This window comes from Colwellia sp. MB02u-10 (assembly GCF_014077185.1).
Taxonomy (GTDB): domain Bacteria; phylum Pseudomonadota; class Gammaproteobacteria; order Enterobacterales; family Alteromonadaceae; genus Cognaticolwellia.
In genome coordinates this window covers 150,468-176,075 of record NZ_JACGVK010000053.1, presented here as the reverse complement: position 1 = coordinate 176,075, position 25,608 = coordinate 150,468, and the positions used below count along the sequence as shown (strand labels likewise).

Below are 25,608 nucleotides of genomic sequence, written 5' to 3'. Positions count from 1 at the left end.
GTTTTTTTGTTAGAAACGATACTTGTAGAACACGGCAACGTAATCACGATCTGCGTTCAAATGTCCAAGTTCCAGTCTGCCTAGATCAGCTAGGACCTCTTCTGGATCGGCCATGAAAGTTACATAGCTAACACCAAAGTTGTGATTGTTGAGATAACTGAAATCAGCGGTGATTGATAGCTGCTCGACCCCCTCATTAAAGGTAAATGCTACCGAAGAAACGCCGTTGAAGTCGTTGCGATAGGTAGTAGTGACCGCTAAATTTAGACCACTGGCAATGTTAAAGTAATCGGCTTTCACGCTCACGGTTGCACCTGCAGCATTACGATCATGGTCCAACGCGGCATGGATATCATTCACGTCTACTCCTACTAACGGAGCAATGGGATCAGCATCGATATCTAACACACGGTTGTAACCAACCTCTCCAACTATCGTGAGGTTATCCGCCAATGCTGTGCCACTGATAAGATGGATCACAGAAACCTGCGCCTGGAAAGTTTCAGCTGTAGTGAAGTAAAAAGCACCAGGAATATTCAATTGTACGGGTTGGCCGTCACGATAGGTGGCTTCGCCACTAACATTGGTATCACCAAAGACGGTACCGAAACTAGCACCGAGCAGGTTGATATCCTCAAAATACTCATGAGTAAGCTGTGGTCCTAAGATCGGGGGTAGCAGTTGAGGAGTAGGAACGAAATCATTGTAAGTTAGGTAATATAGACCGAACTCAGTGTTGTTGAGATCTTCAGCCAGATAGCGTAAGGCGATTCCCCACTGTCCTTTATCAGGTGTATCTTCTACTACAGGTAGCCCTAAAATATCAAACGTATCGCCAACAGAACCCTGGCCTAGCACGTCAACTACATTAAAGTATGAGCCAGGAGCATCAATGCGAAGTTCTTCCCAACCATACTGATAGTAAGCACCTATGGAGAAGGTATCCGTTATATCCATCTCAGCGTATACTTGTCCGATGGGCATAAAAATATCTTTTAATTCTACACCAGGGGCGTTCGCTTTGGTCACATCAAGCGGTCCTTGTGCAGAGGATATACCGCCGAATACATACAGGCTCTCGCCCCAGTTAACTACCTGATCACCAACTCGCAGGCTCAAGCTTCTATCGCCAATATCGAAGTATTGATAAATAAAAGCGTCAAGTAGCTCTACTTCTGATTTATGCAGGTCGATGCCATCCTGCTGAAACGATTTGGCACCTGCACGATTTTTATCGTTGTATATATCGTCGTACCAGCCACGAACACGTAAAAAGACGCCTCCGGAACCGTAGTTCACATCTAGATCAGAACTAAAGGTAATTCGGTTTTGGGTCATATCTCCATCGTCGAAATTTTTATTACCATCATCGGTCAAAAAACCGGGTAGACCACCACCACCGGCAGTGATAATCGTATTATCACGATCTTCCACACGCCATTGGGCATCGTAGGTCAGGCTGGTATCCAGATCGACTGTTATCCCATTATCTAATTGCCAACTTGCAGCATGTACCTGGTTGAGTGCTAGCGGCAGCAATAAGCTGGCGAGTGTGGATGGCTTTATTAGCCTGCTTAACTCTTTCTTTTTGAAGCGTGGTTTAGTGAGTGCTCCATTGTAAATGTTCATAATTATCTCCGCCTTTTATTATATTTTTATTATTTCGTTTGATTGAACGACGAAACTTTTTAGTGCGTTATTATTCCCGTTTAGACTATAAAACTTATTTATATGCCGCTTTCAAATCTGCTCATACATCGACTACATAGACAATTTTATTAACCTGTAATCCTAAAGAGACTTTTGTACGGAATTTATTTCCTTATTCAATACTTAGTAATTGTTTACTCCTGAACACCATATCCATCCTAGAAGATAAATCTGCGTTGCATAGCCAACCAAAGTTGGGGAAATAAAAATGATTAGCTTCGCAATTTCGAGACAAAGTAAATGTTGTTATAAAATTAATTGCTCTTAGGGAACCAACGAAAGTTTGTTGTTTGAAAGCTTTGAATTGGGCAACCTTTTGTCTAAAGAAATTTCTGTCAGAGCTGTTTGCTCAATAGATGTTTTAGTGTTTTTAAAAGGTGAATTCCAATGGCTTATCTTGTTTAAGTATTGGTTAAGGTTGGAGTTTCAATGGACTATTGAAATGGTACCGCTTTTAAAAACGAATAACCCAGTTAGTTAGAAGAGGAAGATTAAAGTGAATGATATCCGTTTTGATGGAAAGGTCGTAATTATAACCGGTGCTGGCGGTGGCTTGGGCCGTGCTTATGCGCTGGAATTTGCCAAGAGAGGCGGCCGTGTTGTCGTTAATGATTTAGGCAGTAGTGGCACAGGTGAGGGCACAAGCGCTTCCGCGGCAGAAAAAGTGGTTAATGAGATCAAAGCACTTGGTGGTGATGCTGTCGCTAACTATGACTCAGTGGAATATGGAGAAAAGATAGTAAAAACAGCCATTGAACACTACGGTCGGGTAGATATTGTGATCAATAATGCCGGTATTTTACGCGATTCCAGTTTTGCCAAAATGCAGGATAAAGACTGGGAACTTATTTATAAGGTTCATGTGGACGGCGCCTATAAAGTAACCCGTGCCGCCTGGCCTTATATGTTGAAACAGGGCTTTGGCCGCATCATATTCACCACCTCGGCAGCAGGTATTTATGGCAACTTTGGCCAAGCGAATTACAGCTCCGCTAAATCTGCATTGATAGGACTGGGTCGTACACTGGCGATTGAAGGTGGACGTAAGAATATACTTTCCAACGTGATCGCGCCTATTGCAGGTTCTAGGATGACGGAAACGATTTGGCCAGAAGAGATATTAAAGGCCACCAGCCCTGATTTTGTTGTACCTCTGGTCGTAAAACTGTGCGCAGAAGATAACACCGAAAACGGCTCTGTGATTGAAGTAGGGGCAAGCTGGTTTGCTAAAATCCGAATAGAGCGTACTGAAGGTTATGCATTTGGCATTGATAACCCGGTAACCGCTGAAGATGTTGCGAGTAAATGGGACATCATTTGTGATTTTGGAAACTCAGGACCTGCAGAAAGTATTATTAGTACTTTTGATGCCGTGGGTAAAATGGTCGGTATCGATCTACTAAACGCTAAAAAATAAACTTAAATTTCTCAATTTTAAATAGGAATACAATAATGTCTACAGCACGTATCGCTGGCGTTGGAATGATTAAGTTCACCAAGCCAGGACAACAAGAACCTTATCGTGTAATGGCTTCTAAGGCCATTAAACTAGCATTGAGTGACGCTGGTATTAACTATAACCTGATACAACAAGCGTATGCTAGTTACATATATGGTGATAGTACCTGTGGCCAACATGCACTTTATGATGTTGGTATGACAGGAATTCCTGTGGTTAATGTCAACAATAACTGCTCATCAGGCTCAACTGCGCTTTATTTGGCACGTCAGGCAGTCGCTTCTGGCACCGTTGAATGTGCTCTGGCTTTTGGTTTCGAGGAAATGCAACCGGGCGCACTAGGCTCAGCTTGGGAAGACCGTGAAGACCCTTTTTCAAGTATGTTAGGTGCACTGGTAAAAGTAGCACCAGAAACACCGCAAGGTCCAGTAGCGCTAAGAATGTTTGGCCAAGCAGGTACGGCTTATATTGATAAGTATGATGCGAATCCAAATATTTTCGCCAAGGTTTCCTCGAAAACCCGTAGCCATGCGATTAAAAACCCGTATTCATTATTTACCACGGCGCTTACCGTACAAGACGTGATGGATTCGCCTTCTATTTTCCCTCCTTATTTAACCCGTTTTATGGCCTGTCCACCTACGTGTGGCGCAGCCGCAGTAGTCGTTTGTAGCGAAGCCTTTGCTAAAAAACATAATGTTAATGCCGATGTTGAAATTATTGGCCAGTCAATGGCAACCGATTTAGCCAATACTTGGGACAATCCAATTGATTTGGTCGGCGCAAAAATGACTGCTAAAGCCGCTAATGATGTGTATGAACAATCAGGTATTAGTCCACTGGATGTTGATGTTGTTGAACTACATGATTGTTTCACCCCAAATGAAGTCATCAGCTATGAAGGGCTAGGTTTATGTCCTGAAGGTGGCGCTGAAAAATTTATTTGTGATGGGGATAATACCCATGGAGGTCAAGTTGTGGTTAATCCATCGGGTGGTTTAATGTCGAAAGGGCACCCTATTGGTGCGACTGGTTTAGCACAATGCACCGAGCTGGTTTGGCATCTTCGTGGTGATGCAGGTGACCGTCAGGTTCAGGGCGCGCGTGTGGCATTACAGCACAACATAGGGCTGGGTGGTGCTGTTGTTGTGACCATGTATCGCAAGGTATAAAAGGGCTTTAGAAACGTTTTATGCTGCGTTATTGATTTTGAGAAGGGATCAACCATTCTCTTCAATCAATGCCTTGCCTAAAGGCGTTTCTAATTCCAGCTGAATCATGCATTTTCAAGTGGAACGGGTATATACCCAATGAATAAGGATTATAAAATGTTAGACCGTAGCAAAGTAGGTCATGAATTTACTTCCTTTAGCACAGATGTTGAAAAAGGACGGCTGAAATTTTTCGCCAAAGCGATTGGTGAAAAAAACTCGCTATATAGCGATGAACTGGTGGCACGTGCTGCTGGTTACAAAAACATTCCTGCACCACCAACGTTTCCTTTCGTGCTGGATTTGGAGGGACCTGAATTTTGGCCTGTGCTGGATTTATTGAATATGGATATTGGTCGGGTTCTGCACGGCTCTCAGGAATTTGAATACCTAGGCATGATTTATGCGGGCGATACCATCACAGTAACCTCGATACTGAAAGATATGTTTGATAAAAAGGCTGGCGCCCTTGAGTTTATTGTGATGGAAAGCTCGTATACAAATCAACATGGTGAGCTGGTTTCTAAGGCTGTTAATACGTTAGTTTACCGTACCCCTTAAGTGAGAGGAATGTGAAAATGTCTGATATTAAAATAGGGACTAAAATCCCATCATTGAATTTACCGCCGATCTCTCGTGTTACGCTAGCACTTTATGCGGGTGCTTCGGGAGATCATAACCCAATACATATAGACAGTGACTTTGCCAAGAAAGCGGGTATGCCAGATGTGTTCGCGCACGGCATGTTATCTATGGCTTATTTGGGACGTATGCTTACCGACTGGAAGCCTCAGTCACAGCTGCGCAAGTTCAGCAATCGTTTTGCGTCGATGACACAACTACAAGATGTGATTACCTGTAGTGGTAAGGTAGTTGAAATATTCGAAGAAAAGGGCGAGAGACGTGCCCGACTAGAAATTGTTGCAGCCAAGCGTGATGGTACTCAAACCTTAGTGGGCGAAGCGATAATTGCCTTGTAAGATAAAATGGCTGCCTTGTAAAAGAAACTGAAAGGGTTGTATCGCCGTTACACTACAGCGTTTTTTATTTGGTTTTTCACTCGTAACAAAACGGTTCTTAATCAAAACCAACGAAAGTTTGTTGTTTCAGTTTTTATGGTTGGGCATAGTTTTATTGTGAACGGTCGCTGTTAGGATGAACACTGATTTGCATAACCCCTAAAAGGGAGAAAGCAAAAAAGGTGACCTGATGATAGCCGCCCCCCTCAATAAACGCTCAAGCCATTTTGAGTCAAACTATAGGTGTGATAACAATGACTAATGATGATATAAGACATGAAGCGACAGCCGCAATTGCCCGGGGATCTTCAGACCCCTTAACTTTTGAACAAGTCACGTTGCAATCACCCAGAGCAGATGAAGTACTGATTAAAATTGTTGCTTCTGGGATATGCCATACGGATCTGGTTTGCCTTCATCAAGAATTACCTGTGCCACTTCCTATAGTGCTAGGACACGAAGGCGCAGGGATTGTTGTTGAGATAGGCAGCGCAGTGCAAGATCTAGTACCGGGTGACCATGTTGTTTTATCGTTTAATTCTTGCGGTCAATGTCCTTCTTGCGATAGCAAATTGCCTTCCTACTGTTACCATTTCATGGCGAATAACTTCAGCGGAAGTCGTAGCGATGGTACCGGCACCATGGAACAAAATGGTGCCGCGGTGAACGCTAATTTCTTCGGCCAATCCTCTTTTGCAACAATGGCCATTGCCAACGTTAGAAATACGGTGAAAGTTAGCAAAGAGCTGCCGCTCGAAATGCTTGCTCCATTGGGCTGTGGCATACAGACCGGTGCAGGGACTGTTTTGAACTCGTTGCCAGTGACCGAAAAGCATTCGCTTGCTATATTCGGCGGAGGGGCTGTTGGTCTCAGTGCACTGATGGCTGCCAAGTTAATAGGTGCAGCTCCTCTTGTTGTAGTCGAGCCTTTAGCAGACAGAAGAGCTTTGGCGCTAGAGCTTGGAGCCGATCATGTCATTGACCCATTTGCTGTGGAAAATGTTGTCGAAGAGATAAAAAAATTAGTCGGTGGAGTTGACTTTAGCCTAGAAATGACAGGCATTCCAGCAGTCGCCAAACAATGTATTGATGTCCTTAAGCCATTAGGAACTTGTGCACTCGTTGGTGCAGCACCCGCCGATGCTGAAATAAGCATTAATATCATGGAAATGCTCGTTACCGGAAGAAAGATCGTTGGCATAGTAGAAGGAGACGCTGAACCGAGAACGTTTATTCCTCAGCTCATTAAATATTATGAAGAAGGGCGTTTCCCTTTTGACCGCCTCATTGACTTCTTCCCTTTCGAATCGCTAAACGAAGCGATCAAAGCGCAGGAGAGCGGACAAAGTATCAAACCTGTCGTTCGTATGGTGTAGTCGCAGCAAGCATCAGCGTTGTGATATTTGTCATTGTTAATTTACATTCTACTTTTTAGTTACTGATTTTTATATTGGTTACCCCTTTAGGGCTGTTTTAATCGACAGCCCTTTTTTTGCCCATAGCTAAATTGCTGAGAGCTCAATAATGGTTTGTCTTTAGCTAAAACCAACGAAAGTTTGTTGTTTGATTTCCTATAGTTGAACATAATTTTTAATGAACAGTCGCTGGGAGTATCGCAGGGGGCTGTGAATTATTCAGTACATGATTTTAATTACTGAATAAGCGAAAAACGCAACTGATTTAAAATCCAGGCTTTAAATAAATTATGAACGTTATTCCAGTGTACTGTTGCAGAGGTGAAATATGAGTTACAAAATTTTAGAGTGTTTAGTCTGTGGATTTATCTACGATGAGGGTAAAGGTAATCCAAAAGAAGGAATCCCTGCAGGAACCCGTTGGCAAGATGTGCCTGATGATTGGAAATGTCCAGATTGTGGTGTAGGAAAGGAAGATTTTGAAATGGTGGCTATAAGCCGCATTGCTGTTGCCGTAAAAGAAAAGGTTGCTGAGGTTGCGATTGAATCAGCACCAGCCATAGCGGCTGTGTCGGCAGTTCCTAAAATTGACTGGAATCGTAGACCCGTTGTTATTATTGGTACTGGATTAGCGGGTTACCATTTGGCGCGTGAGTTCAGAAAACAAGACAGAGAAACACCGCTGATAATGCTAACTGCTGATGATGGTCGTTTCTATTCTAAACCCATGATCTCGACAGCTTTTGCTAAAGCCAAACAACCTGATCAACTTGCCAATGCTACGGCGGCTGATATGGCTGAGGAGTTACAGGCAGATATACGAATATTTAGTAAAGTGACAGAAATCGATGCTGATTTACAGATCTTAAAGGTAGGCGAAGACACTATTGAGTATGGAAAGCTTGTATTAGCTTCCGGTGCTAAATGTACTGAAGCGCCACTGACAGGAGATGGCTTGAGCCGAGTTTACAGTGTGAATAATTTATTAGATTACACTCGATTCCGTACCTCATTGGTTGGCAAGAAAAAGATATTAATTATTGGGGCAGGCTTAATTGGTTCGGAGTACGCCAATGATATGATCCAGTCTGGCTTCATGATTGAGGTTGTTGAGCCTATGCCTAGCGTACTCGGGACGTTATTGCCGGAACAGGCCTCACTTGCGGTTCAGGAAAGCCTTGAACAGGCAGGAGTACAATATCACTTTGGTACTGTGGTTGAGAAGGTGGATAAGTCTGGAAATGGCATTAAGGCGACGTTGGCTAATGGTACTGTTATTGAAGCAGATGCAGTGTTATCCGCTATTGGCGTTCGCCCTGACTTAACACTAGCTAATCTTACCAAATTGGATACTAATCGAGGTATCCTAACCGATCGTTCATTGCAAACCAGTGCTCAAAACATCTATGCGCTAGGCGATTGTGCCGAGGTAGATGGCAACTTGTTGTTTTATGTTGCACCGTTAATTGAAAGTGCCAGAGTGTTGGGTAAGGTGCTCAATGATCAGCAAGCTGAAGTACATTATGGTGTGATGCCTGTGATGATAAAAACGACCCTGTGCCCGGTGGTGGTATCGCCGCCACCGAGGGATGCAGAAGGGGAGTGGCATGTAACAGTTGACAGTTGTAATGTACTCGCAAGATTTATTACATCAGAAGGCAAGTTGCTTGGATTTGCGTTGACGGGTGATGCGACAAAAGAAAAGGATGCATTAAGTGCTGAGACACGACCACTAATGGTCTCTGTTTAATTTTATGCAGTCAAAATAATGGGTTGTGGTTTCTATTAGTCAAAAAAAGACTTAGAGAAGCTGCAACCTTTATTAGTTTGAAATAAGTGATTTTAGCTACCTGATACCTACGTTATTGATCAAATAGGTTGTTATACCAATTGCATTTAATAACTACCCACTTTTACTAGTTGAATTCTTTTAGCACAACAAGAGCAGATACTTAATGTAATTGATATTAGACTATAGGTAGTCAAACGAAGCGAAAGTGAAGAGACCTTGAACTGTAAGTAACTTTTACATTATAGTCTTAGATAAGTTTTCAAAAATAATGAATTATTGTCGATGTTAAATCAAGAAGAAAAACAAAACTCGCTGCATCAGACCACAGTTATACGCGGAAAACTCCTTAAACCTAAGGTATCTGAAAACCTTATTAATCGAGAGCTTGTTAACACTTTTACCGATAAAATTATGAAAGGCATAAGAGCAGCTCTAGTAGTAGCACCTGCTGGTTATGGCAAGTCTATACTACTAGCCCAGAGCTCAGATGTTTTAACAGATAAAGGTTATAACTGTAATTGGCTAAGCATTGATAATAAAGACAACGATCCTCTGAGGTTTCTATCCCTTTTAATCGCTTCGGTAGGCACACAAGATTCGTTTGAACGTCACTCTAATGCGAGTTACTTTGGTGCGGAACGTAAGATGGCGATCGATTATATTATCTCAGAGGTTGCTAATGATTTGGAAAATAATCCGTGTCGGTACGCATTTTTCCTCGATGACTATCATACAATCAGCAACCCGGAAGTTCATAGTATTCTGGAACGGTTAATCAATTATTCTCCACAGCAGACGGTCTTTGTTATTTCAAGTCGCAATGAACCTGGGTTGGCTCTTAATACGTTAAAAGTTCGCGAGGAGGTATTTCAGTTAACAAGGAATGATTTGGCCTTTGCGCTGGATGAGACCGAGAAGTTTCTTAATGCCTCCAAACAACTGGGACTTAACAGTAAGCTTGTATCCGCGCTTGCTAACCGAACTGAAGGTTGGGTGGCTGGGCTGCAATTAGCCTCTTTGGCATTGGTTGGAAGTTCTAATTATGAAAAATTTATTAATGAATTTACCGGCACTGATCGCGACGTCATGGACTATCTTGGTGAGGTAATTCTCGCTAGGCAAAGTGACGAAGTTAGGCGATTTTTACTGTGGTCATCAGTGCTTGAACGTATGAGTGCTGATCTGGTTAATTATGTACTTAACATAGACTCAGCCCAAATTATGCTTGAGCAGCTAGAGGATAAGAGCCTATTTATTATTCCACTTGATAGAAACCGTATCAGGTATCGTTATCATCATCTTTTTGGTGATTTTCTAAGGAATGTTTTAAATAAAGAATACCCAGGTAAAAGAGAAAAAATTTGTCGTCGGGCTTATACATGGTATGAAGAGCATGGTAATAATCATGAGGCGATAAACTATGCATTAATCGCCCAAGATTACAGCCAGGCTCTAGATCTGATTGCCCGTATCTCCAAAAAACTCTTACTCGAATCGGGTGAAAACTGGACGTTACTTAACTGGATACAACAGTTGCCTGATGGTTATGCATTGAACAGACCGGTAATCAGCGTGGCTTATTGCTGGTCGCTGGTTTTTTCTCGGCAATATCCTCAAGCCCGAGAACAAATGGCTTTGCTAGAGCGCCACTGTGAGCATAATGCGAACAAACTCAAACAGGTGGAGCTTGATCAACTGCGTAATACCATCAAATTAATTCTATGTCTTATTGAAGCCGCCAGTGATAACTCTGTGTATGCCAGCTCTTTGCTCAAAGAGTGGGTTGTAGAAAATCCTGCGGGTAAATTTCAGGACTTGCTCACCGCCGCTGTACTGCAGGCCTATAATTCATTGTCTACATTTGAGTTAGACTTGGGTGAAGTTGCGGCTAACAAAGCCATATCGGTTGGCGCGCAGAGTTCTATTGGTTATCTGGAGGCTTGGGCACATGCGGTTGCGGGTTTAATAAAAGTACAGCGGGCCAATCTGAACGGTGCAGTAAAACATTATATTAAGGGAATGAACTGTAATAACGAAAACGCCAATGAGTTCTCGTATATGGGGTCATTAAACGCCGTATTGCTTGCCGAGGTTTATTACGAACAAAATGAAGTAGCCAAGGCAGAAAAACTACTGGAAAATCGCTTTGAGTATATTGATAGCGAGGCTGTGGTGGAAGTAGCTTTTGCCGGTTACCGAGTGATGGCAAATATACAGTTATTGAAGTCTGGCCTTGATGAGGCCTTGGATGTTATTCATTTAGGCCAAGAGTCTGCCGATCGCATACGACTACCGAGACTTAAGGCAATGCTAGCAGCGGAGGAGATTCGCCACTTGCTACAATTCGGCAAGCGTAAAGAAGCACAAATAGTTGCCAAAGACCTTGGGTTCGATGAATCGAGAGCGCCATCATTAGATCAGGATTCTCGACAGGTTTTTCAGGAAATACAAGAGCTAGTTCGGGTAGAACTTAATATGCATAGCAACTTGCCGAAAAAGGCATTGGTTATTTTAAATACACAAATTTTACAGCGTGAAGAGACTGGGCGGCATCTTCGTTTAATGGAACTGTTGTTGCTACGTAGTAGGGCATTACATGCGCTTAAACTGACAGATGACGCGGTGGCTGATGTATCTCGGGCATTGGAACTTGCCGCGCAAGGTGGTTTTTACCGATTATTTCTTGATGCTGGTGGTGAAGTTCACCAGCTATTGCGACTTGTAATGAAAGGAGATACCAATAAGCAGAAGAAAAGTACGCTTATGTTTCTAGGTAAAATTAATGAATTATTACTTGCTGAACATGAAAAACAACAAAGTAAAAGTAAACATGACATGAAGCCTGATACTCTGCTTGAGCCAATGACCAAGCGAGAAAGACAGATGTTGGACTTTATTAAAACCGGAGAAACTAATAAGGATATTGCTGACAAGTTGTTTATTTCAGAACAGACTGTCAAATGGCATTTACATCAACTCTATAAAAAATTGGGTGTAAAAAATAGAACCAGTGCTATTGCCAAAGCTAGCGCTCTCTCGTTGATATAATTGATAACTAATTTTTAAGCCTTTAACGTATAAGTCTGACCTAGATTGGGAGTTCGCGACAGTCAAGCGACGCCAGTACTTATAGATATGTTGTCGAGTACAGATTATATCATTGCAGACAGAGGCTATGTTCGTGAAGCACTAAGAGAGCAATCACGCGATAAAATGCTATCCCTGTTATCCCAAGGAAGAAAAACTACAAAGTAGGTAATGATGATATCGATTGGTGTTTACACAAACACCAATATTGAGTTGAAAATTTATTTGCTTGGCTCAAGCAATACCCAAGCATAGCGACAAGATATGATAAATTAAAAAGAAACTATGTGAATGGTAGAATTATGGTAAGCGTATGGGGAATGGCGTCTAGCCTTGCTTGATATTCCAAGGCAGCAGGTGATCTAGGCTCTCTGGCTTTTTAGCCAGTTCATTTAAACAGGTTTGAAAATAGTTATCGACCAACAATCCATTGGCTTTGGCCGTTTCAACAAAGCTATAAAGCATGGCGCTCGCCCTAGCACCGCGTCCGGTGTTTGAGAACAGCCAATTTTACGACCAATTACAAACGGCTTTACTGCTCGCTCAGCACGATTATTATCGATATTGATACGCCCATCTTTAAGGTAGGTTTCGAGTTTGTGGGTTTGGTTATGCCAATAGGTTAACGCTTCGGCTAGTTTACTTTTCGGCGGGATTTTTTCTTTATTGTTCGTTACCCACAAATTTATTTTATCGAGTATTGGTTTTGACTTTTCTTGCCGTACTTGGTGTTTTTCACCCCAGCCTTTTGTTTTTATCGCCGCCTCAATACCATAGAGCTTACCGATTAAATTTAATATCACATCCGCTTTACCTGTTTTATTTTTACCTTGCACGGTTTTCGCATCAATGAATTTACGACGCGCATGCGCCATACAGCCTGCTAATATTGCCTTTGTTTTTCCGTACGCAGCATAACCATCAACTTGTAAGTAATTGCTATAACCTTCAAGAAACGTTATTGGGCATTGCGCTGCTCGGCTGTTGTGATAATCATACAAGACGATGTTCGTTGTCTTATTGTTGTTCAACTTATCCTCTCCACAACAATACACCCACATATAACTAGTGCTTTTTTCTTCTCGAATAACCTTCAACGGCGTTTCATCTGCATGGATCACCCTTTGTGCAAGCAACTCGCTTTTTAATACGTTATACAGTGGTATCAGTAACTCACTGCAACGCATTAACCAATCTGACATCGTTTGACGACTTAACATTATGCCATAGTCCTTAAACATACTTTCTTGTCGATAAAGCGGTAAACCATATTGGTATTTGGCCGTGATAAGTTGGCTGAGTAAACTGGCCGTAGCAATGCCTTTTGGGATAGGCGTTGAAGGCATTGGTGCGGTTTTAATGTGATTCGCTGTACCTGTTTTCTCACATTGTTTACAAGCATATTTGGGGCGAACGGTTTCAATAACCTTAATGTGTGCGGGGTCGAACTCAAGCTTTTCGCTACGTGCTTCACCGATTTTATGTAAGCGGCTTTGACAGCAATCACAGACTTGCTCATCAATAGGTAAATCTATTGTCACGACTTTACGTGGTAAGTCTTTAGGAAGAGGCTTTCGTTTCGGCTTGTTTTTAATGATGTGTGTTTGCTTGCTATCAACCTCTGCTAAGAGCATTTTATCTGCTTCATCCAAGGTTTCTTCCGCTTCATTGAAGATTTCACCACCGCCAGGGCTTTGCTCTGAGCTTTTGCCAAACTGTTTACGCTTGGCTATTTCATAGCGCTCAATAAACTGATTAATTTGAATGGCCTGCTCAGTGATGGTTTTATCTTTTTCTACTAACGCTTTATCTTTTTCTGTCATAGCCTGCTGCAACTCAAGTAACATTTCCTTGAGTTTTTCTGGGTCGTTGGGCAATGAGTTGGCATCAATCTTCATGCCCACAGTTTAGCAACTTTTTTATCTGTGCTCTGCTTTGTACGTCAAATAATATAAGGGTTTGTGGACACGATCGTTGACTGTCAATGTGATCGCATTAGGCCAACATTAGATCGTCGATTCATAGTGTAATGGCTCGTGACCGACCACATCATAACCTGAGAGTAACCAAGTCAACTGCTGCTCAGTTAATTCAAACGCTTGGCTTGATACTTTACTCGGCCATTTGAATTTCTGTTTTTCCAGCCGCTTATACCACAGCGCAAAACCTGTTTTATCCCAATAGAGAATTTTGAGTTTGTCTTTAGCTTTATTACAAAAAACAAACAACGTACCAGTGTAAGCATCGTATTCAAGCTCGTCCTCGACGATACCCACTAAACCATTTATTGATTTGCGAAAATCGACCACATCTCGGTGTAAAAAGACTTCGGGTACTTCTAGAAACATCTTCATTAAGCCAACGCTCGTAATACTTGGCCTAAGTAGGTTGCACTAGTATTTGAAGGGAGCCTTAATGTTGCTTTACCGAACGTCAGTTCAATCGGGTGTTGCTCTGCTATCAACTCAACTTGTTGGGTGACTTTGGTACGAACAAAACTACTTGATGTGATACCCAACTTTTTACGAAACACATAAAAACTGGAAGTTGCTAATTGATGCTCACGGCAATAATCAATGATGGTTTGACCGCTAGTTTGTTGTTCATTAAGAATAGTTCGCCATTGCTCCTGGCTTCGAGTGGTTTCATAAGTTACTCCAAATAATTGTTTGAAGTAACTTAACTTGATCGCGACTTATTGTTTAGATGCACTTTGCCAGACGCTTACGAATTATGAGCTTGAAAGGTCACAGGTGCTAGTCAATGCGATCAAAATTTTAAACATCCAATGAATAATGTATTAAAAAACTATGCAAATTAAAACGCCACTAAAAAGTAGCGTTTTAATAATAATCATCCATTTACTGTGTTTTTTAAGCTAGAATAAACTGCTTCCAACAATGAAAGAGTGAAGCTTAACAACAATAAAATTTCAAATTAAGCTTCTACTTGTAAAATCACCGTATTAGCTTTTTTAGTGTACTCTTCCATTTTATCAAAGTTCAAGTAACGATAAGTATCAGCAGCAGTAACATCTATTTGAGACGCGTACTCCTTATACTCAGCAGGACTTGGTAGCTTACCTAATATAGCACCAACACCGGCAAGTTCTGCAGACGTTAAGTAAACGTTTGCGCCATTACCTAAACGGTTAGGGAAGTTACGTGTTGAGGTAGACAATACTGTCGTATTATCGCCTACACGTGCTTGGTTACCCATACACAATGAACAACCAGGCGTTTCTACTCGTGCACCAGCTTTACCAAAAATATTGAAATAACCTTCCGCTTTAAGTTGGGCACTGTCCATTTTAGTCGGTGGTGTAACCCACATACGTGTTGGCAATGAACCCCCACTCTTATTAAGGAAAGTTTCAATCAATTTACCCGCAGCACGGAAATGACCAATGTTAGTCATACATGAGCCAATGAATACTTCATCAATTTTAACCCCTGCAACTTCGGATAATAATCTTGCATCATCTGGATCATTAGGACAACAAACAATTGGCTCTTTAATATCAGCTAAATTAATTTCAATAATATGCGCATATTCAGCATCTGCATCAGCTGTCATTAATGAAGGATTAGCTAACCATGCTTCCATACCTTTAATACGACGAGTAATAGTACGAACATCAGCGTAACCTTCACTGATCATCCATTTAAGCATGACAATGTTAGACGTTAAGTATTCAGCAACGGCATCTTCTTCAAGTTTGATTGAACAACCTGCAGCAGAACGCTCAGCAGACGCATCAGATAATTCAAAAGCTTGCTCAACAGATAAACCTTTAAGGCCTTCAATTTCTAATACACGCCCTGAAAACTCATTCACTTTACCTGCTTTTTCAACCGTTAATAAACCGTTTTTTATACCATAGTAAGGGATTGCATGCACTAGATCACGTAAGGTGATACCGGGTTGCATTTCACCCTTAAAGCGAACCAATACTGATTCAGGCATATCAAGTGGCATAACCCCCGTTGCGGCTGCAAAAGCCACTAAACCAGAGCCCGCAGGGAAAGATATACCTAATGGGAAACGTGTATGAGAATCACCACCCGTGCCTACCGTATCGGGTAATAACATTCGGTTTAACCAAGAATGAATCACACCATCACCTGGGCGAAGTGATACACCGCCACGATTCATCATAAAATCAGGTAATGTATGATGGGTAATAACATCAACAGGCTTAGGATAAGCTGAGGTATGACAGAAAGACTGCATGGTTAAATCAGCAGAGAAACCTAAACAGGCTAAATCTTTAAGCTCATCACGTGTCATCGGCCCCGTAGTATCTTGCGAGCCTACCGTCGTCATTTTAGGTTCACAATATTGACCGGGGCGAACGCCATCAACATCACATGCTTTACCTACCATTTTCTGTGCAAGAGTAAACCCTTTAGAAGAGGCGGCAGGATCAACAGGTGTTGCAAATAAATCAGTCGTTTCTAAACCTAATGCTTCACGAGCTCGACCGGTTAAACCACGGCCAATAATAAGCGGAATACGTCCACCAGCTTGAACTTCGTCAAATAATACCGGGCTAAGTTTAAATGTTGAAATCACCTCACCAGCAGCATTTTTAACAACACCGTCGTAGGGATAAATGTCAATGACATCACCCATGTGCATTGCTTGCACGTCTAATTCAATGGGTAAAGCACCTGAATCTTCCATCGTGTTATAGAAGATAGGCGCAATTTTCCCGCCTAAACAGACACCGCCACCACGTTTGTTAGGGATACAAGGAATATCATCGCCCATATACCATAACACAGAGTTAGCCGCTGATTTACGAGAAGAGCCTGTACCAACAACATCACCAACATAGGCTAATGGAATGCCCTCTTTTAGCAGCGCTTCAATTTGCTTGATTGGACCAATATGGCCATCTTTTTCAGGGTTAATACCTTCACGAGCAATTTTAAGCATTGCTTTAGCATGTAATGGAACATCAGGACGAGACCAAGCGTCTGGAGCGGGTGATAAATCATCCGTGTTCGTTTCACCAGTCACTTTAAAGACTTTAACGGTGATTTTTTTCGCGACTTTTTCTTTTGATGTAAACCATTCTGCGTCAGCCCACGCTTGCATAACCTGTTTAGCTGCAGCGTTACCTGCTTCAGCTTTTTCTTGTACATCATGGAAGGCGTCAAACATAAGTAAAGTATGTGATAAGCCTTTAGCCGCCGTTGCTGATAATGCATCGTCGTCTAACAGATCAATCATTGGTTGAATGTTATAACCGCCCAACATGGTGCCTAATAATTGCGTGGCTTTTTCAGGCGTTAAGATAGATGAAGTCGTTTCACCCTTAGTAACGGCTGCTAAAAATCCCGCTTTAATGTAAGCGGCCTCATCAACACCGGCGGGTACACGATTTGTTAATAAATCAATTAAAAAATCTCCTTCACCTATTGGTGGGTTTTTAACTAATTCAACTAATGCTGCTGTTTGTTCAGCGTCTAAAGCTTTAGGCACAAGACCTTCAGCTGCACGTTCTATTACGTGGTTACGATATTTTTGAAGCACGACATTCACCTTTTATGATTGGACTCGATTATTTGGTTATCAAGATTAGTCTCTGAGATTAAAATTATCGATACCTTGCTACTATTTGTATTTAAGTCTAAGCGTGGCAGGGATATTTATATTAAGTTATTTAGTTTTTACCAATATTATTTTGTGTTTTAAAACGTTACAATTCCATCTTTCTTAAGAGCATTTATTTTGCTGTTGTTAAAGCCAAGTTGGGTGAGTATTTGCTTGCCATCGGCACCAACCTCACCGCCCACTTGTTGATACTGTGTTTGGTACATTGAAAACTTAATGGGACAGCCTAGTTGCTTTTGCATGCCTGATTGCGGGTGTGGCACATCGACAATCATACCTCGGGCGACTATCTGTGGATGCTCGCTGGCTTCTTTTAGGTTAAGTACTGGCTCGACGCATAAATCATGCTTGATAAATATTGCCTGCCATTGAGCATAAGTTTTTTGTTTAAAAGCGTGAATAAAACTGTCTTTAATGTGTTGTTGAACTGAGGTTTTGTTAGTGATTGGAAGCAGGTGCTCTAAACCGAGGAGTTGGCACAGACCACTAAAAAATTTAGGCTCTAAGCTACCTATGGATAGGTAACGAGCATCGCTAGTCTGGTAATAATCATAAAAAGTACCACCATTAAACGGATGTGATTCAGCCTTTGGTACATCATTACCAGCGAGTGTTCCTGCAGCGCTCATTGCATTTAAGGCAAAGGCACAATCGGTCATGCTGATATCAATCATTTGACCTTCTCCCGTGCGTTGACGGTGATGTAGAGCTGTTAATATACCAATAACCCCATGAAGAGAACCTCCGGCAATATCGGCTATTTGAATTCCCTGAGGCGTTGGAGATTGTTCTTTTCTTCTGGAATAACTGCTAATACCAGCGATGGCAAGATAATTTAAATCATGTCCAGCACGACTCTTGTAAGGCCCTGTTTGACCATAACCCGTGATTGCACAATAAATTATTTTCGGGTTTATTGCTTTTAGGACCTCATAACCAATACCGAGTCTGTCCATTACGCCAGGCCTAAACTGTTCAAGCACCACATCATACTCTTTGACTAACGCTTTGATTATTTCAATGGCTTCTGGTTGTTTTAAATCCAGTGCTATTGATTTTTTTGAACGATTCAAATATTGATGCGCGACAGAAGAGCCTTCTACTTTGGGTGTCATTTCTCGTACCAAATCAACCCGAGTTGGAGATTCAACCCGTAAAACCTTCGCCCCGAGATCAGCGAGCATCATTGAAGCGTAAGGGCCAGGAAGTAAGGTGGATAGATCCAAGACTTTAACATCACTCAACATAAAGCGCTCCAATAAAAAATGAAAGAATAGCAAAAAAAAGGAGGGGCAATTTCCCCCTCCTAAAAGGAAAGGGTTACTTATTTAGGCTCCATTCGAATAGCGCCATCAAGTCGAATAACTTCGCCGTTGAGATAACTATTGGTAATGATGTGAGCTGCCAAATCAGCATACTCAACAGGATCGCCAAAACGCTTAGGACTTTGTACCATGTTGATAAGCGGTTCGCGGATTTCGTCACTAAACCCTTTCATCATGGCGGTATCGAAAATACCCGGTGCTATGGTCATAATACGAATGCCAAGAGGAGCTAAATCACGGGCAATTGGCAGGGTCATCGCAACGATGCCACCTTTACTTGCGCTGTATGCTGCTTGGCCGACTTGACCTTCGAATGCTGCAACCGATGCTGTGTTGATAATGACACCACGCTCACCTTTTGCATCAGGCTCGTTTTTAGCCATTTGCTCAGCCGCTAAACGTAGCACGTTAAAGCTACCAACCAAGTTAATATTAATAACCTGCGAAAATTTCTCTAAGGCTAAAGCGCCATTGCGACCAACGGTTTTACCGCCAGGAGCAATGCCTGCGCAGTTAATACACGCGTGAATAGTGCCAAACGCATCAACTGCTTGTTTAATGCCGGTGGCAACAGAAATTTCGTCGGTAACGTTTACTTTGGCAAAAATGGCATTATTACCTAAGCTGGCGACGAGTGTTTTTCCTGTCTCTTCGTTTAAATCAAAAGCAACAATTTTTGCACCTTTTTTGGCTAATTCTTGGCAAGTGACTAACCCTAAGCCAGAAGCTCCGCCTGTTACGACAACAACTTTGTTATTTAAATCCATGATAAATCCTTAAATTAGTTAATTTCGCGTAACAATTCTCGAGCGATAATCACTCGTTGAATCTCGCTGGTGCCTTCATAAATGGTTGCCACGCGAACATCACGAGCATAACGCTCTAGTGGATAGTCTTTAATGTAACCTGCGCCGCCCATTAGTTGCAGTGCGGTGTAACAGACCTGATTGGCTTTTTCTGAAGCAAATAGTTTAGCCATTGACGCTTCTTTACCAAATGGTAGCCCTTTATCTTTTTTATCCGCTGAGTTCATTAATAATAAACGTGCCGCTTCTAAATCGGTATAAGCATCGGCTAGCATCCATTGGATACCTTGAAAACTAGTGATTTTTTGACCAAATTGTTGACGTTCATTTACATATTCACGGGCAAAATCGATGGCAGCTAATCCTATACCTAATGATTGTGAACCAACACCGATGCGGCCACCAGCCAGTTCAGAAACCGCCACTTTAAAGCCTTGGTTTAGCGTACCCATTAACGCCTCTTTAGGCAGTCGACAGTTGTCAAATACTACTTCGTTAGTAGACGAGGCATGTTGGCCCATTTTCTTTTCAGCTGGCGATATAATCAGGCCAGGCGCATCGGCTTCAACTAAGAAACATGAAATACCTTTACCTTTTGGCGCACTTGGATCAGTTACCGCCCATAATACAAAGACACCGGCATATTCAGCGCTAGTGATATATTGCTTAGCCCCATTGATTACCCATTCATCTCCCTCTAAAACGGCTTTAGTTTTCATGCCTGAGGGATCTGAACCCGCACCAGACTCGGTCAAACAAAAACCACCAGCGGCGTATTCACCACTGCAAAGTTTGGGTAGATATTTTTGTTTTTGTGCTTCATTGGCTACAGATTGAATCACTTCACCAACCATATTGGTAACAGACATAGTTACTGCTGTTGAAGCACAGGCGCGTGAAATTTCAGTCATTGCTAGGCTAAAGACTACCGTACCAGCTTCAGCGCCACCGTATTGTGAGCTAACATTTAGCCCCATAAAGCCAAGCTCAGCGAGTTTTTTTAAATTGCTTAAGAACAGCTGGCGATCACCATGTTGATCGAGTTTTTCAGACACAGGTGCAAGTTCAGTTTGTGCGAACTTAGCGGCCATCTCTTGAATCATGGCTTGGTCTTCGGTTAGTGAAAGATCCATAATATTTCTCTTCTAAATTTATTTTAATAATAGGTTTTTAAAATATAGGGGTTAAAGTATTTCGATTGTAATAGCCGTCGCTTCACCGCCACCAATACACAAGGCCGCAACACCGCGCTTTTTACCTAAACGCTTAAGCGCATAGATTAAGCTGATGATAATGCGTGAACCCGATGAGCCAAGAGGGTGACCAAGGGCACAGGCGCCACCATGAATGTTAACTTGTTTCGGGTCGAGCTTAAGCTCTTGTGTTGCCAACATAGTTACCGCTGCAAAGGCTTCATTAATTTCCCATAAATCCACATCGTTGATTGACCAATTGGCTTTATCTAGTACTTTCTTTATTGCACCAATTGGCGCAATAACAAACTCGCTTGGCGCTTGTGCTTGAGTCGAGTGCCCTTTGATACGAACTAATGGCGTTAAACCTTGCTCTGTTGCTTGGCTCTCGCGCATTAACACAACAGCGGAGGCGCCATCTGAAATTGAACTGGCATTGGCCGCCGTCACTGTGCCATCTTTCTTAAATGCAGGACGCAGAGTCGGAATTTTAGAAATGAGGATTACACCTCATCCTTTCTATTTTCGTGGGGTGCTGTTTCTACAAACCCCCAGAGTTTGTAGTTTTATTATCACGATTAACTGGCGTAAATTCTGAGTTTTTTTCATAATTAATAGGCGTAAGCCCAAAAGATTTTTGTATAGCAGGATTATATGCTGCAATCTCATCGTACTTTAGGTGCCAGATTTTTATATAGTTATAAAAAGGTGCCGTCGGCCAAAGGTGATGGATTAGATGATAATTTTGGTAGACGAAAATGGGAGTTAATAACCATTCCCAGCCGCGTCTGATAGTAGAAGCCTGATATTCGTTTTCTTCAGCGGAAATATCGCCTGGATAATGGGGAAGAAATACAAAAATTAAGGCAATCATTGCAAGTGCTACCCGGGTAGGTAAAAACCACAAAAATAGTAGCTCCATGCCGAAACCAAAATAAATCAATGTTGAAATTACGGTTGTGAAAACTGCTAGGTTGATAAAGAGCGACTTTGAATGACGTTCTTTCTGTTTACCACCATCACGAAAAAAACAGTACAGATAGTAGAGATCGAAGTTGGCCCAGCGTACAGGTATAGTCCACCATTTACCATGGTGGATAAACTGATCCGGATCTCTTTCGTCGCTGGTAAATCTATGATGTTGAAAATGAGCCCAGCGTCCAATCTCAAAAGGAGCAGCTGGAATCAAAAGCATCATAGAGAAGCGGCCGAGAAAGTCATTGACGAAGTTATTGCTGGACAGTGCACGATGCATGGCTTCATGCATAATGGTAAACAGTAAATACAAGCCGACACCATTGGTAAGCGTGGCTACCCACAGAGGCATTTCGCCACTTAATGCCATATATGAACCACCGGCCATAACTGCTAGGCCGAGCAGGAACAGTCCGAATGCTGGCAACGAAAGTGCAGGGGTTTTCTTAAGTTCAAGAAAGTATTCTTCTTTACTTGCTAGTTTTGATGTTATTACTTCGCTAGACATGATTGGTTACTCCAAAAATCTATAATTATTTACGTTAAGGAAAAGGGAATTGTTAACTTATATCCCTGCTATCCGTTTTTGTGCTGTTTGGTATTCGCGCTCAAGTCGCGATATAACTTCTTTGGCTGGAAGGAGCTCTTTGACTGCGCCAATACCATGACCACAGCCCCAAATATCCCGCCAGGCCTTCGCATCGGTACTTTCATTTGAGCTGAAATTCATTTTTGACGGGTCACTCTCAGGCAGATTGTCGGGATCCATGCCGGCCGCCTCAATGGAAGGGCGTAGGTAGTTTCCGTGTACCCCGGTGAACAGATTACTGTAAACAATGTCTGAGGAAGCATGATCTATTACCGCTTGTTTATATTCGTCAGAGGCGTTTGCTTCCTTGGTTGCAATAAAGGTTGAGCCCATATAGGCCATATCTGCCCCCATTGCTAGTGCAGCCAGTATTGAATCCCCAGTGGCAATAGAGCCTGACAATAACAGTGGACCATCAAACCATTCGCGGATTTCTTGTATCAAGGCGAAAGGCGACGTGGTACCAGCATGCCCTCCGGCTCCGGCTGCTACCGCAATAAGCCCGTCAACGCCTTGGGATACTGCTTTTTTTGCATATTTATTATTGATTACATCGTGAAACACTAAGCCACCGTAAGAGTGAACTGTATCAATGACGGACGCTTTGCATCCCAGCGAGGTAATTACGATAGGCACTTTATACTTAACGCAAAGCGCTAGATCGTGTTCCAGACGATCATTAGAGTTATGGACGATTTGATTCACTGCATAAGGTGCTGCTCGTCTTTCTGGGTCAGATGCATTGTGTTTCTCTAGTTCGCTGGAGATTCTTTGCAACCAAACGTCCAACTCCTCAGCAGGGCGAGCATTAAGTGCAGGAAAAGATCCAACAATGCCCATCTTGCATTGGGCGATAACAAGATCTGGATTGGATAGGATAAACATAGGGGCAGCCACAACGGGCAACGATATATTTTCTGCTAATGATATTGGTAGTGCCATATCAATTCTCCGAAATAAAAACGATATTTTAGCTAACTAGAAATGGCCCTAGTGGCAACCATCTCTTTGTTAGCATTTAAAATTTGTGCTGGTTTGGCTTAAATTAAGCTTCAGTAACTTTTTGCTCTAACATGGCACGCATGGCATCGGTATATGGAGGTCGCATGAATCCGGCTATTTCCTCTACAGGAGACTGCGAATAAACCGCCTTTAAGTGAGAGAACTCGCGAAAACCATCAATACCGTGGTAATGACCCATACCACTTGCTCCAACGCCACCAAAAGGAAGCTGATCGCAGATCACCTGCACAACAACATCGTTTATAGTCATGCCACCGGATAAAACATCATCACGTAAGCGTGCTTTGTTTGCGTCATCCTCTCCAAAATAATAGAGCGCTAGCGGATTATCTTGGCCATTTAAGTACTCAACAACTTCATCTATCTGGTGGTACGTTTTTATTGGAAGTAAAGGACCAAATATTTCATCTTTCATCACGGCTGCATTTTCTGAAGGATTTACCAGCAATCGTGGTAACAGTTTACGGTTGACTGATTCGTCATAGATTTCGTTTGCTGGGTTTAATGTTATAACTTCGACACCTTGATCTGCTGCGTCATCAATGAGTGATTGTATTCTACGGAAATGGTTTTGATTGACTATTGACGTATAGTCTGGATTATTTTCGATGGTTGGATACAATATTTTGGTCGCTTTTTCCAACTCTTCGAGAAAAGCCGAAAGCATTTCTTCAGGCACAAATACGTAATCTGGGCACACACAAACTTGGCCAGAATTAAATAGTTTTCCTGTCATTAAACGAGCTGCAACAACTTGTAAATCAGCATCCTTATCGATAATTACGGGTGATTTTCCGCCTAACTCTAACGTCACAGGCGCTAGATTATCCGATGCGGCACGCATAACATGACGACCGTTATCCGTTGAGCCGGTAAATACTATGTGGTTGAAGGGAAGTTTGGTAAATTGCTCAGAAATATTATTACCCAATATAACAGTAACCTCTGTTGGATCGAAAAACTCCGCCACCATTTCACCAATTAATTCCGCGGTCTTTGGGGTAACTGAAGAGGGTTTTATCATGGCTCTATTACCAGCTGCAAGTACACTAACCAGTGGTCCTATAACCAAATGAACCGGAAAATTCCACGGGCCTATGATGCCGACAACACCTTTAGGCATATAACGAACCTCTGCGGTAGCTCCAGCCTCGGCAGCAGGGCTAATTGCTTTTCTTTGTTCTGGCTTCATCCACTGCGCCAATCTAACGATGGCATCTTTAGCATGCTCGATTGTAGCAAAAATCTCGGTCATTCGAGAAAGCTCGTAGGAACGATTGCCAAAATCTTCTGAAACGGTATTACAAATTTTTCGGTCAAATTTTTTGATCATTGCCAACAGGCGATCTAAACGGTCAATTCGGATTTCTAAGTCAGGAAAGCCAGCCTGCTTAAATGATTCCTGCTGATTTTTTAGCAGCGAATGCATGCTGCTTTTGTCAACTATTACACTCATATCAATTACTCTCTTTAGTATTACCATTTAAAAAAAGGATTGCCCCGAAAGGACAATAATTCATTACATACAAGACTGCCAAATGTCAGATAGAATGGAAACCAACGAAAGTTTGTTTTGAAAATCAACTATTATGTTATTTGGTTCATGATGTAGACCAATGATCTTGAATAATATCGATTGCTTAGAGATTAAATATCAAAAAAATTGAGCGCAATAAGGCCTAACCACCAATTTGCTAGGAAAAATGAAGAACAACCCCCCATAAATACCCAATGAATTATAAACGTATGTGTTAACGCTTTAAGTTAATGACATTGAAGTGCCCAGAGATATGAGTATTAGTTAATTGGGCAGTATTTTATAGTTGAAATAAATTTACTTTTCTGGTGCTCGGGGCGAAAGCGCCATACAAAAACTCTTCTAATGTTAGCTATCGGGACTTCCTAGACTTTTCTAGACAAAAATGAGTCAGAGAAAAGATACTGACTTGAATACAAATCCGTGGTCAGTTTTACTTGATCACTACAAGAAAGAGTTCCCCAGTATGTTGAGTAATGCGCTCAACATACATTACTTCCATTACTAATACTTTATCAGCCCAATCAAGCATCTCAACACTGCACCGTTGAGTATCATATTGTTTGCAATACTTTTCACTTAAGCCCACAGATTGAAATTTATGCTTGTTATTAACTGATCGAAAATAATCTTCAGACGTGCGGGAACGATGTAAGTTAGCGGTGCAAAGAAGAAGGATATTCATCATATTGGCTACAAAAGTTTGTAAGCGGTGGCTAGGTTGTTTTGGATGGCGTGGCTAAATATTTTCGGAACGCTGGTGAATAGTCGTCGGAGCAGACAATTATGAGAATTTATTGACATAATTCCCCCTCACAAACTCAATTAATACATCGGTAACAAAA

At 42.0% G+C, this 25,608-nt stretch carries 17 protein-coding genes and 4 pseudogenes; 9 read left to right on the top strand and 12 right to left on the bottom strand.

Annotated elements, in window-relative coordinates:
• Nucleotides 1–9: 9 nt before the first annotated feature.
• The gene (locus tag H4J59_RS01190) at nucleotides 10–1,629 is read right to left on the bottom strand and encodes a DUF1302 domain-containing protein (protein WP_182236088.1); all 1,620 of its coding nucleotides are present in this window, start codon (nucleotides 1,627–1,629) and stop codon (nucleotides 10–12) included.
• 577 nt (nucleotides 1,630–2,206) lie between these two features.
• Between H4J59_RS01190 and H4J59_RS01185 the strand changes: the two genes are divergently transcribed.
• The 9 genes and pseudogenes from H4J59_RS01185 to H4J59_RS19245 all read left to right on the top strand — a co-directional run.
• Entirely contained in the window at nucleotides 2,207–3,127 is a 921-nt protein-coding gene (locus H4J59_RS01185; RefSeq protein WP_182236086.1) for an SDR family oxidoreductase, read from the top strand.
• Nucleotides 3,128–3,162: 35 nt separating this feature from the next.
• Nucleotides 3,163–4,341: a lipid-transfer protein gene (locus H4J59_RS01180; RefSeq protein WP_182236078.1), complete on the top strand. Its 1,179-nt coding sequence runs from the start codon at nucleotides 3,163–3,165 to the stop codon at nucleotides 4,339–4,341.
• 156 nt (nucleotides 4,342–4,497) lie between these two features.
• The gene (locus H4J59_RS01175; RefSeq protein ID WP_182236076.1) at nucleotides 4,498–4,941 is read left to right on the top strand and encodes a MaoC family dehydratase N-terminal domain-containing protein; all 444 of its coding nucleotides are present in this window, start codon (nucleotides 4,498–4,500) and stop codon (nucleotides 4,939–4,941) included.
• 17 nt (nucleotides 4,942–4,958) lie between these two features.
• Nucleotides 4,959–5,360, top strand: coding sequence for a MaoC family dehydratase (locus tag H4J59_RS01170; protein ID WP_182236074.1), 402 nt, complete (start codon nucleotides 4,959–4,961; stop codon nucleotides 5,358–5,360).
• A gap of 293 nt (nucleotides 5,361–5,653) precedes the next feature.
• Complete coding sequence (locus H4J59_RS01165) at nucleotides 5,654–6,775, top strand: NAD(P)-dependent alcohol dehydrogenase (RefSeq protein WP_182236072.1); 1,122 nt, start codon at nucleotides 5,654–5,656, stop codon at nucleotides 6,773–6,775.
• A gap of 367 nt (nucleotides 6,776–7,142) precedes the next feature.
• A pseudogene (locus tag H4J59_RS19150) lies at nucleotides 7,143–7,313 on the top strand (rubredoxin); the annotation flags it as partial.
• Nucleotides 7,299–8,564, top strand: coding sequence for an NAD(P)/FAD-dependent oxidoreductase (locus H4J59_RS01160; RefSeq protein WP_220469683.1), 1,266 nt, complete (start codon nucleotides 7,299–7,301; stop codon nucleotides 8,562–8,564). The pseudogene H4J59_RS19150 and the gene H4J59_RS01160, both read left to right, overlap by 15 nt.
• 324 nt (nucleotides 8,565–8,888) lie before the next feature.
• Nucleotides 8,889–11,654, top strand: a complete 2,766-nt coding sequence (locus H4J59_RS01155; protein WP_182236068.1) for a LuxR C-terminal-related transcriptional regulator — start codon at nucleotides 8,889–8,891, stop codon at nucleotides 11,652–11,654.
• 51 nt (nucleotides 11,655–11,705) lie between these two features.
• Nucleotides 11,706–12,034, top strand: a pseudogene (locus tag H4J59_RS19245) (transposase); the annotation flags it as partial.
• Here the strand turns inward: H4J59_RS19245 and tnpC are convergent.
• The 11 genes and pseudogenes from tnpC to H4J59_RS01100 all read right to left on the bottom strand — a co-directional run bounded on the left by tnpC (nucleotide 12,021) and on the right by H4J59_RS01100 (nucleotide 24,682).
• Nucleotides 12,021–13,591: pseudogene (gene tnpC, locus H4J59_RS01150) on the bottom strand (IS66 family transposase). The pseudogenes H4J59_RS19245 and tnpC overlap by 14 nt on opposite strands.
• A 108-nt stretch (nucleotides 13,592–13,699) precedes the next feature.
• Nucleotides 13,700–14,047 carry an IS66 family insertion sequence element accessory protein TnpB gene (tnpB, locus tag H4J59_RS01145; RefSeq protein WP_182236066.1) on the bottom strand — a complete coding sequence of 116 codons (348 nt, stop codon included), beginning with the start codon at nucleotides 14,045–14,047 and terminating at the stop codon, nucleotides 13,700–13,702.
• The gene (tnpA, locus tag H4J59_RS19750) at nucleotides 14,047–14,382 is read right to left on the bottom strand and encodes an IS66 family insertion sequence element accessory protein TnpA (RefSeq protein WP_182236126.1); all 336 of its coding nucleotides are present in this window, start codon (nucleotides 14,380–14,382) and stop codon (nucleotides 14,047–14,049) included. Before tnpA ends, tnpB begins: the two co-directional genes overlap by 1 nt.
• A 248-nt stretch (nucleotides 14,383–14,630) precedes the next feature.
• Nucleotides 14,631–17,234, bottom strand: a complete 2,604-nt coding sequence (gene acnB, locus H4J59_RS01135; RefSeq protein WP_182236064.1) for a bifunctional aconitate hydratase 2/2-methylisocitrate dehydratase — start codon at nucleotides 17,232–17,234, stop codon at nucleotides 14,631–14,633.
• A 158-nt stretch (nucleotides 17,235–17,392) separates the two neighbouring features.
• Nucleotides 17,393–18,562 (bottom strand): CaiB/BaiF CoA-transferase family protein, encoded by a 1,170-nt coding sequence (locus tag H4J59_RS01130; protein ID WP_182236062.1) that lies wholly within the window; start codon nucleotides 18,560–18,562, stop codon nucleotides 17,393–17,395.
• A gap of 77 nt (nucleotides 18,563–18,639) precedes the next feature.
• Complete coding sequence (locus H4J59_RS01125) at nucleotides 18,640–19,407, bottom strand: 3-hydroxyacyl-CoA dehydrogenase (protein WP_182236060.1); 768 nt, start codon at nucleotides 19,405–19,407, stop codon at nucleotides 18,640–18,642.
• 14 nt (nucleotides 19,408–19,421) lie between these two features.
• Entirely contained in the window at nucleotides 19,422–20,579 is a 1,158-nt protein-coding gene (locus H4J59_RS01120) for an acyl-CoA dehydrogenase family protein (protein ID WP_182236058.1), read from the bottom strand.
• A 51-nt stretch (nucleotides 20,580–20,630) separates the two neighbouring features.
• Nucleotides 20,631–21,131 (bottom strand): annotated as a pseudogene (locus tag H4J59_RS01115) (thiolase family protein); the annotation flags it as partial.
• 49 nt (nucleotides 21,132–21,180) lie between these two features.
• On the bottom strand, nucleotides 21,181–22,122 hold the full coding sequence (locus H4J59_RS01110) for a fatty acid desaturase (RefSeq protein ID WP_182236056.1): 942 nt from the start codon (nucleotides 22,120–22,122) through the stop codon (nucleotides 21,181–21,183).
• A gap of 57 nt (nucleotides 22,123–22,179) precedes the next feature.
• The gene (locus tag H4J59_RS01105; RefSeq protein ID WP_182236054.1) at nucleotides 22,180–23,145 is read right to left on the bottom strand and encodes a nitronate monooxygenase family protein; all 966 of its coding nucleotides are present in this window, start codon (nucleotides 23,143–23,145) and stop codon (nucleotides 22,180–22,182) included.
• A 103-nt stretch (nucleotides 23,146–23,248) separates the two neighbouring features.
• The gene (locus H4J59_RS01100) at nucleotides 23,249–24,682 is read right to left on the bottom strand and encodes a coniferyl aldehyde dehydrogenase (RefSeq protein ID WP_182236052.1); all 1,434 of its coding nucleotides are present in this window, start codon (nucleotides 24,680–24,682) and stop codon (nucleotides 23,249–23,251) included.
• Nucleotides 24,683–25,608 lie beyond the last annotated feature (926 nt).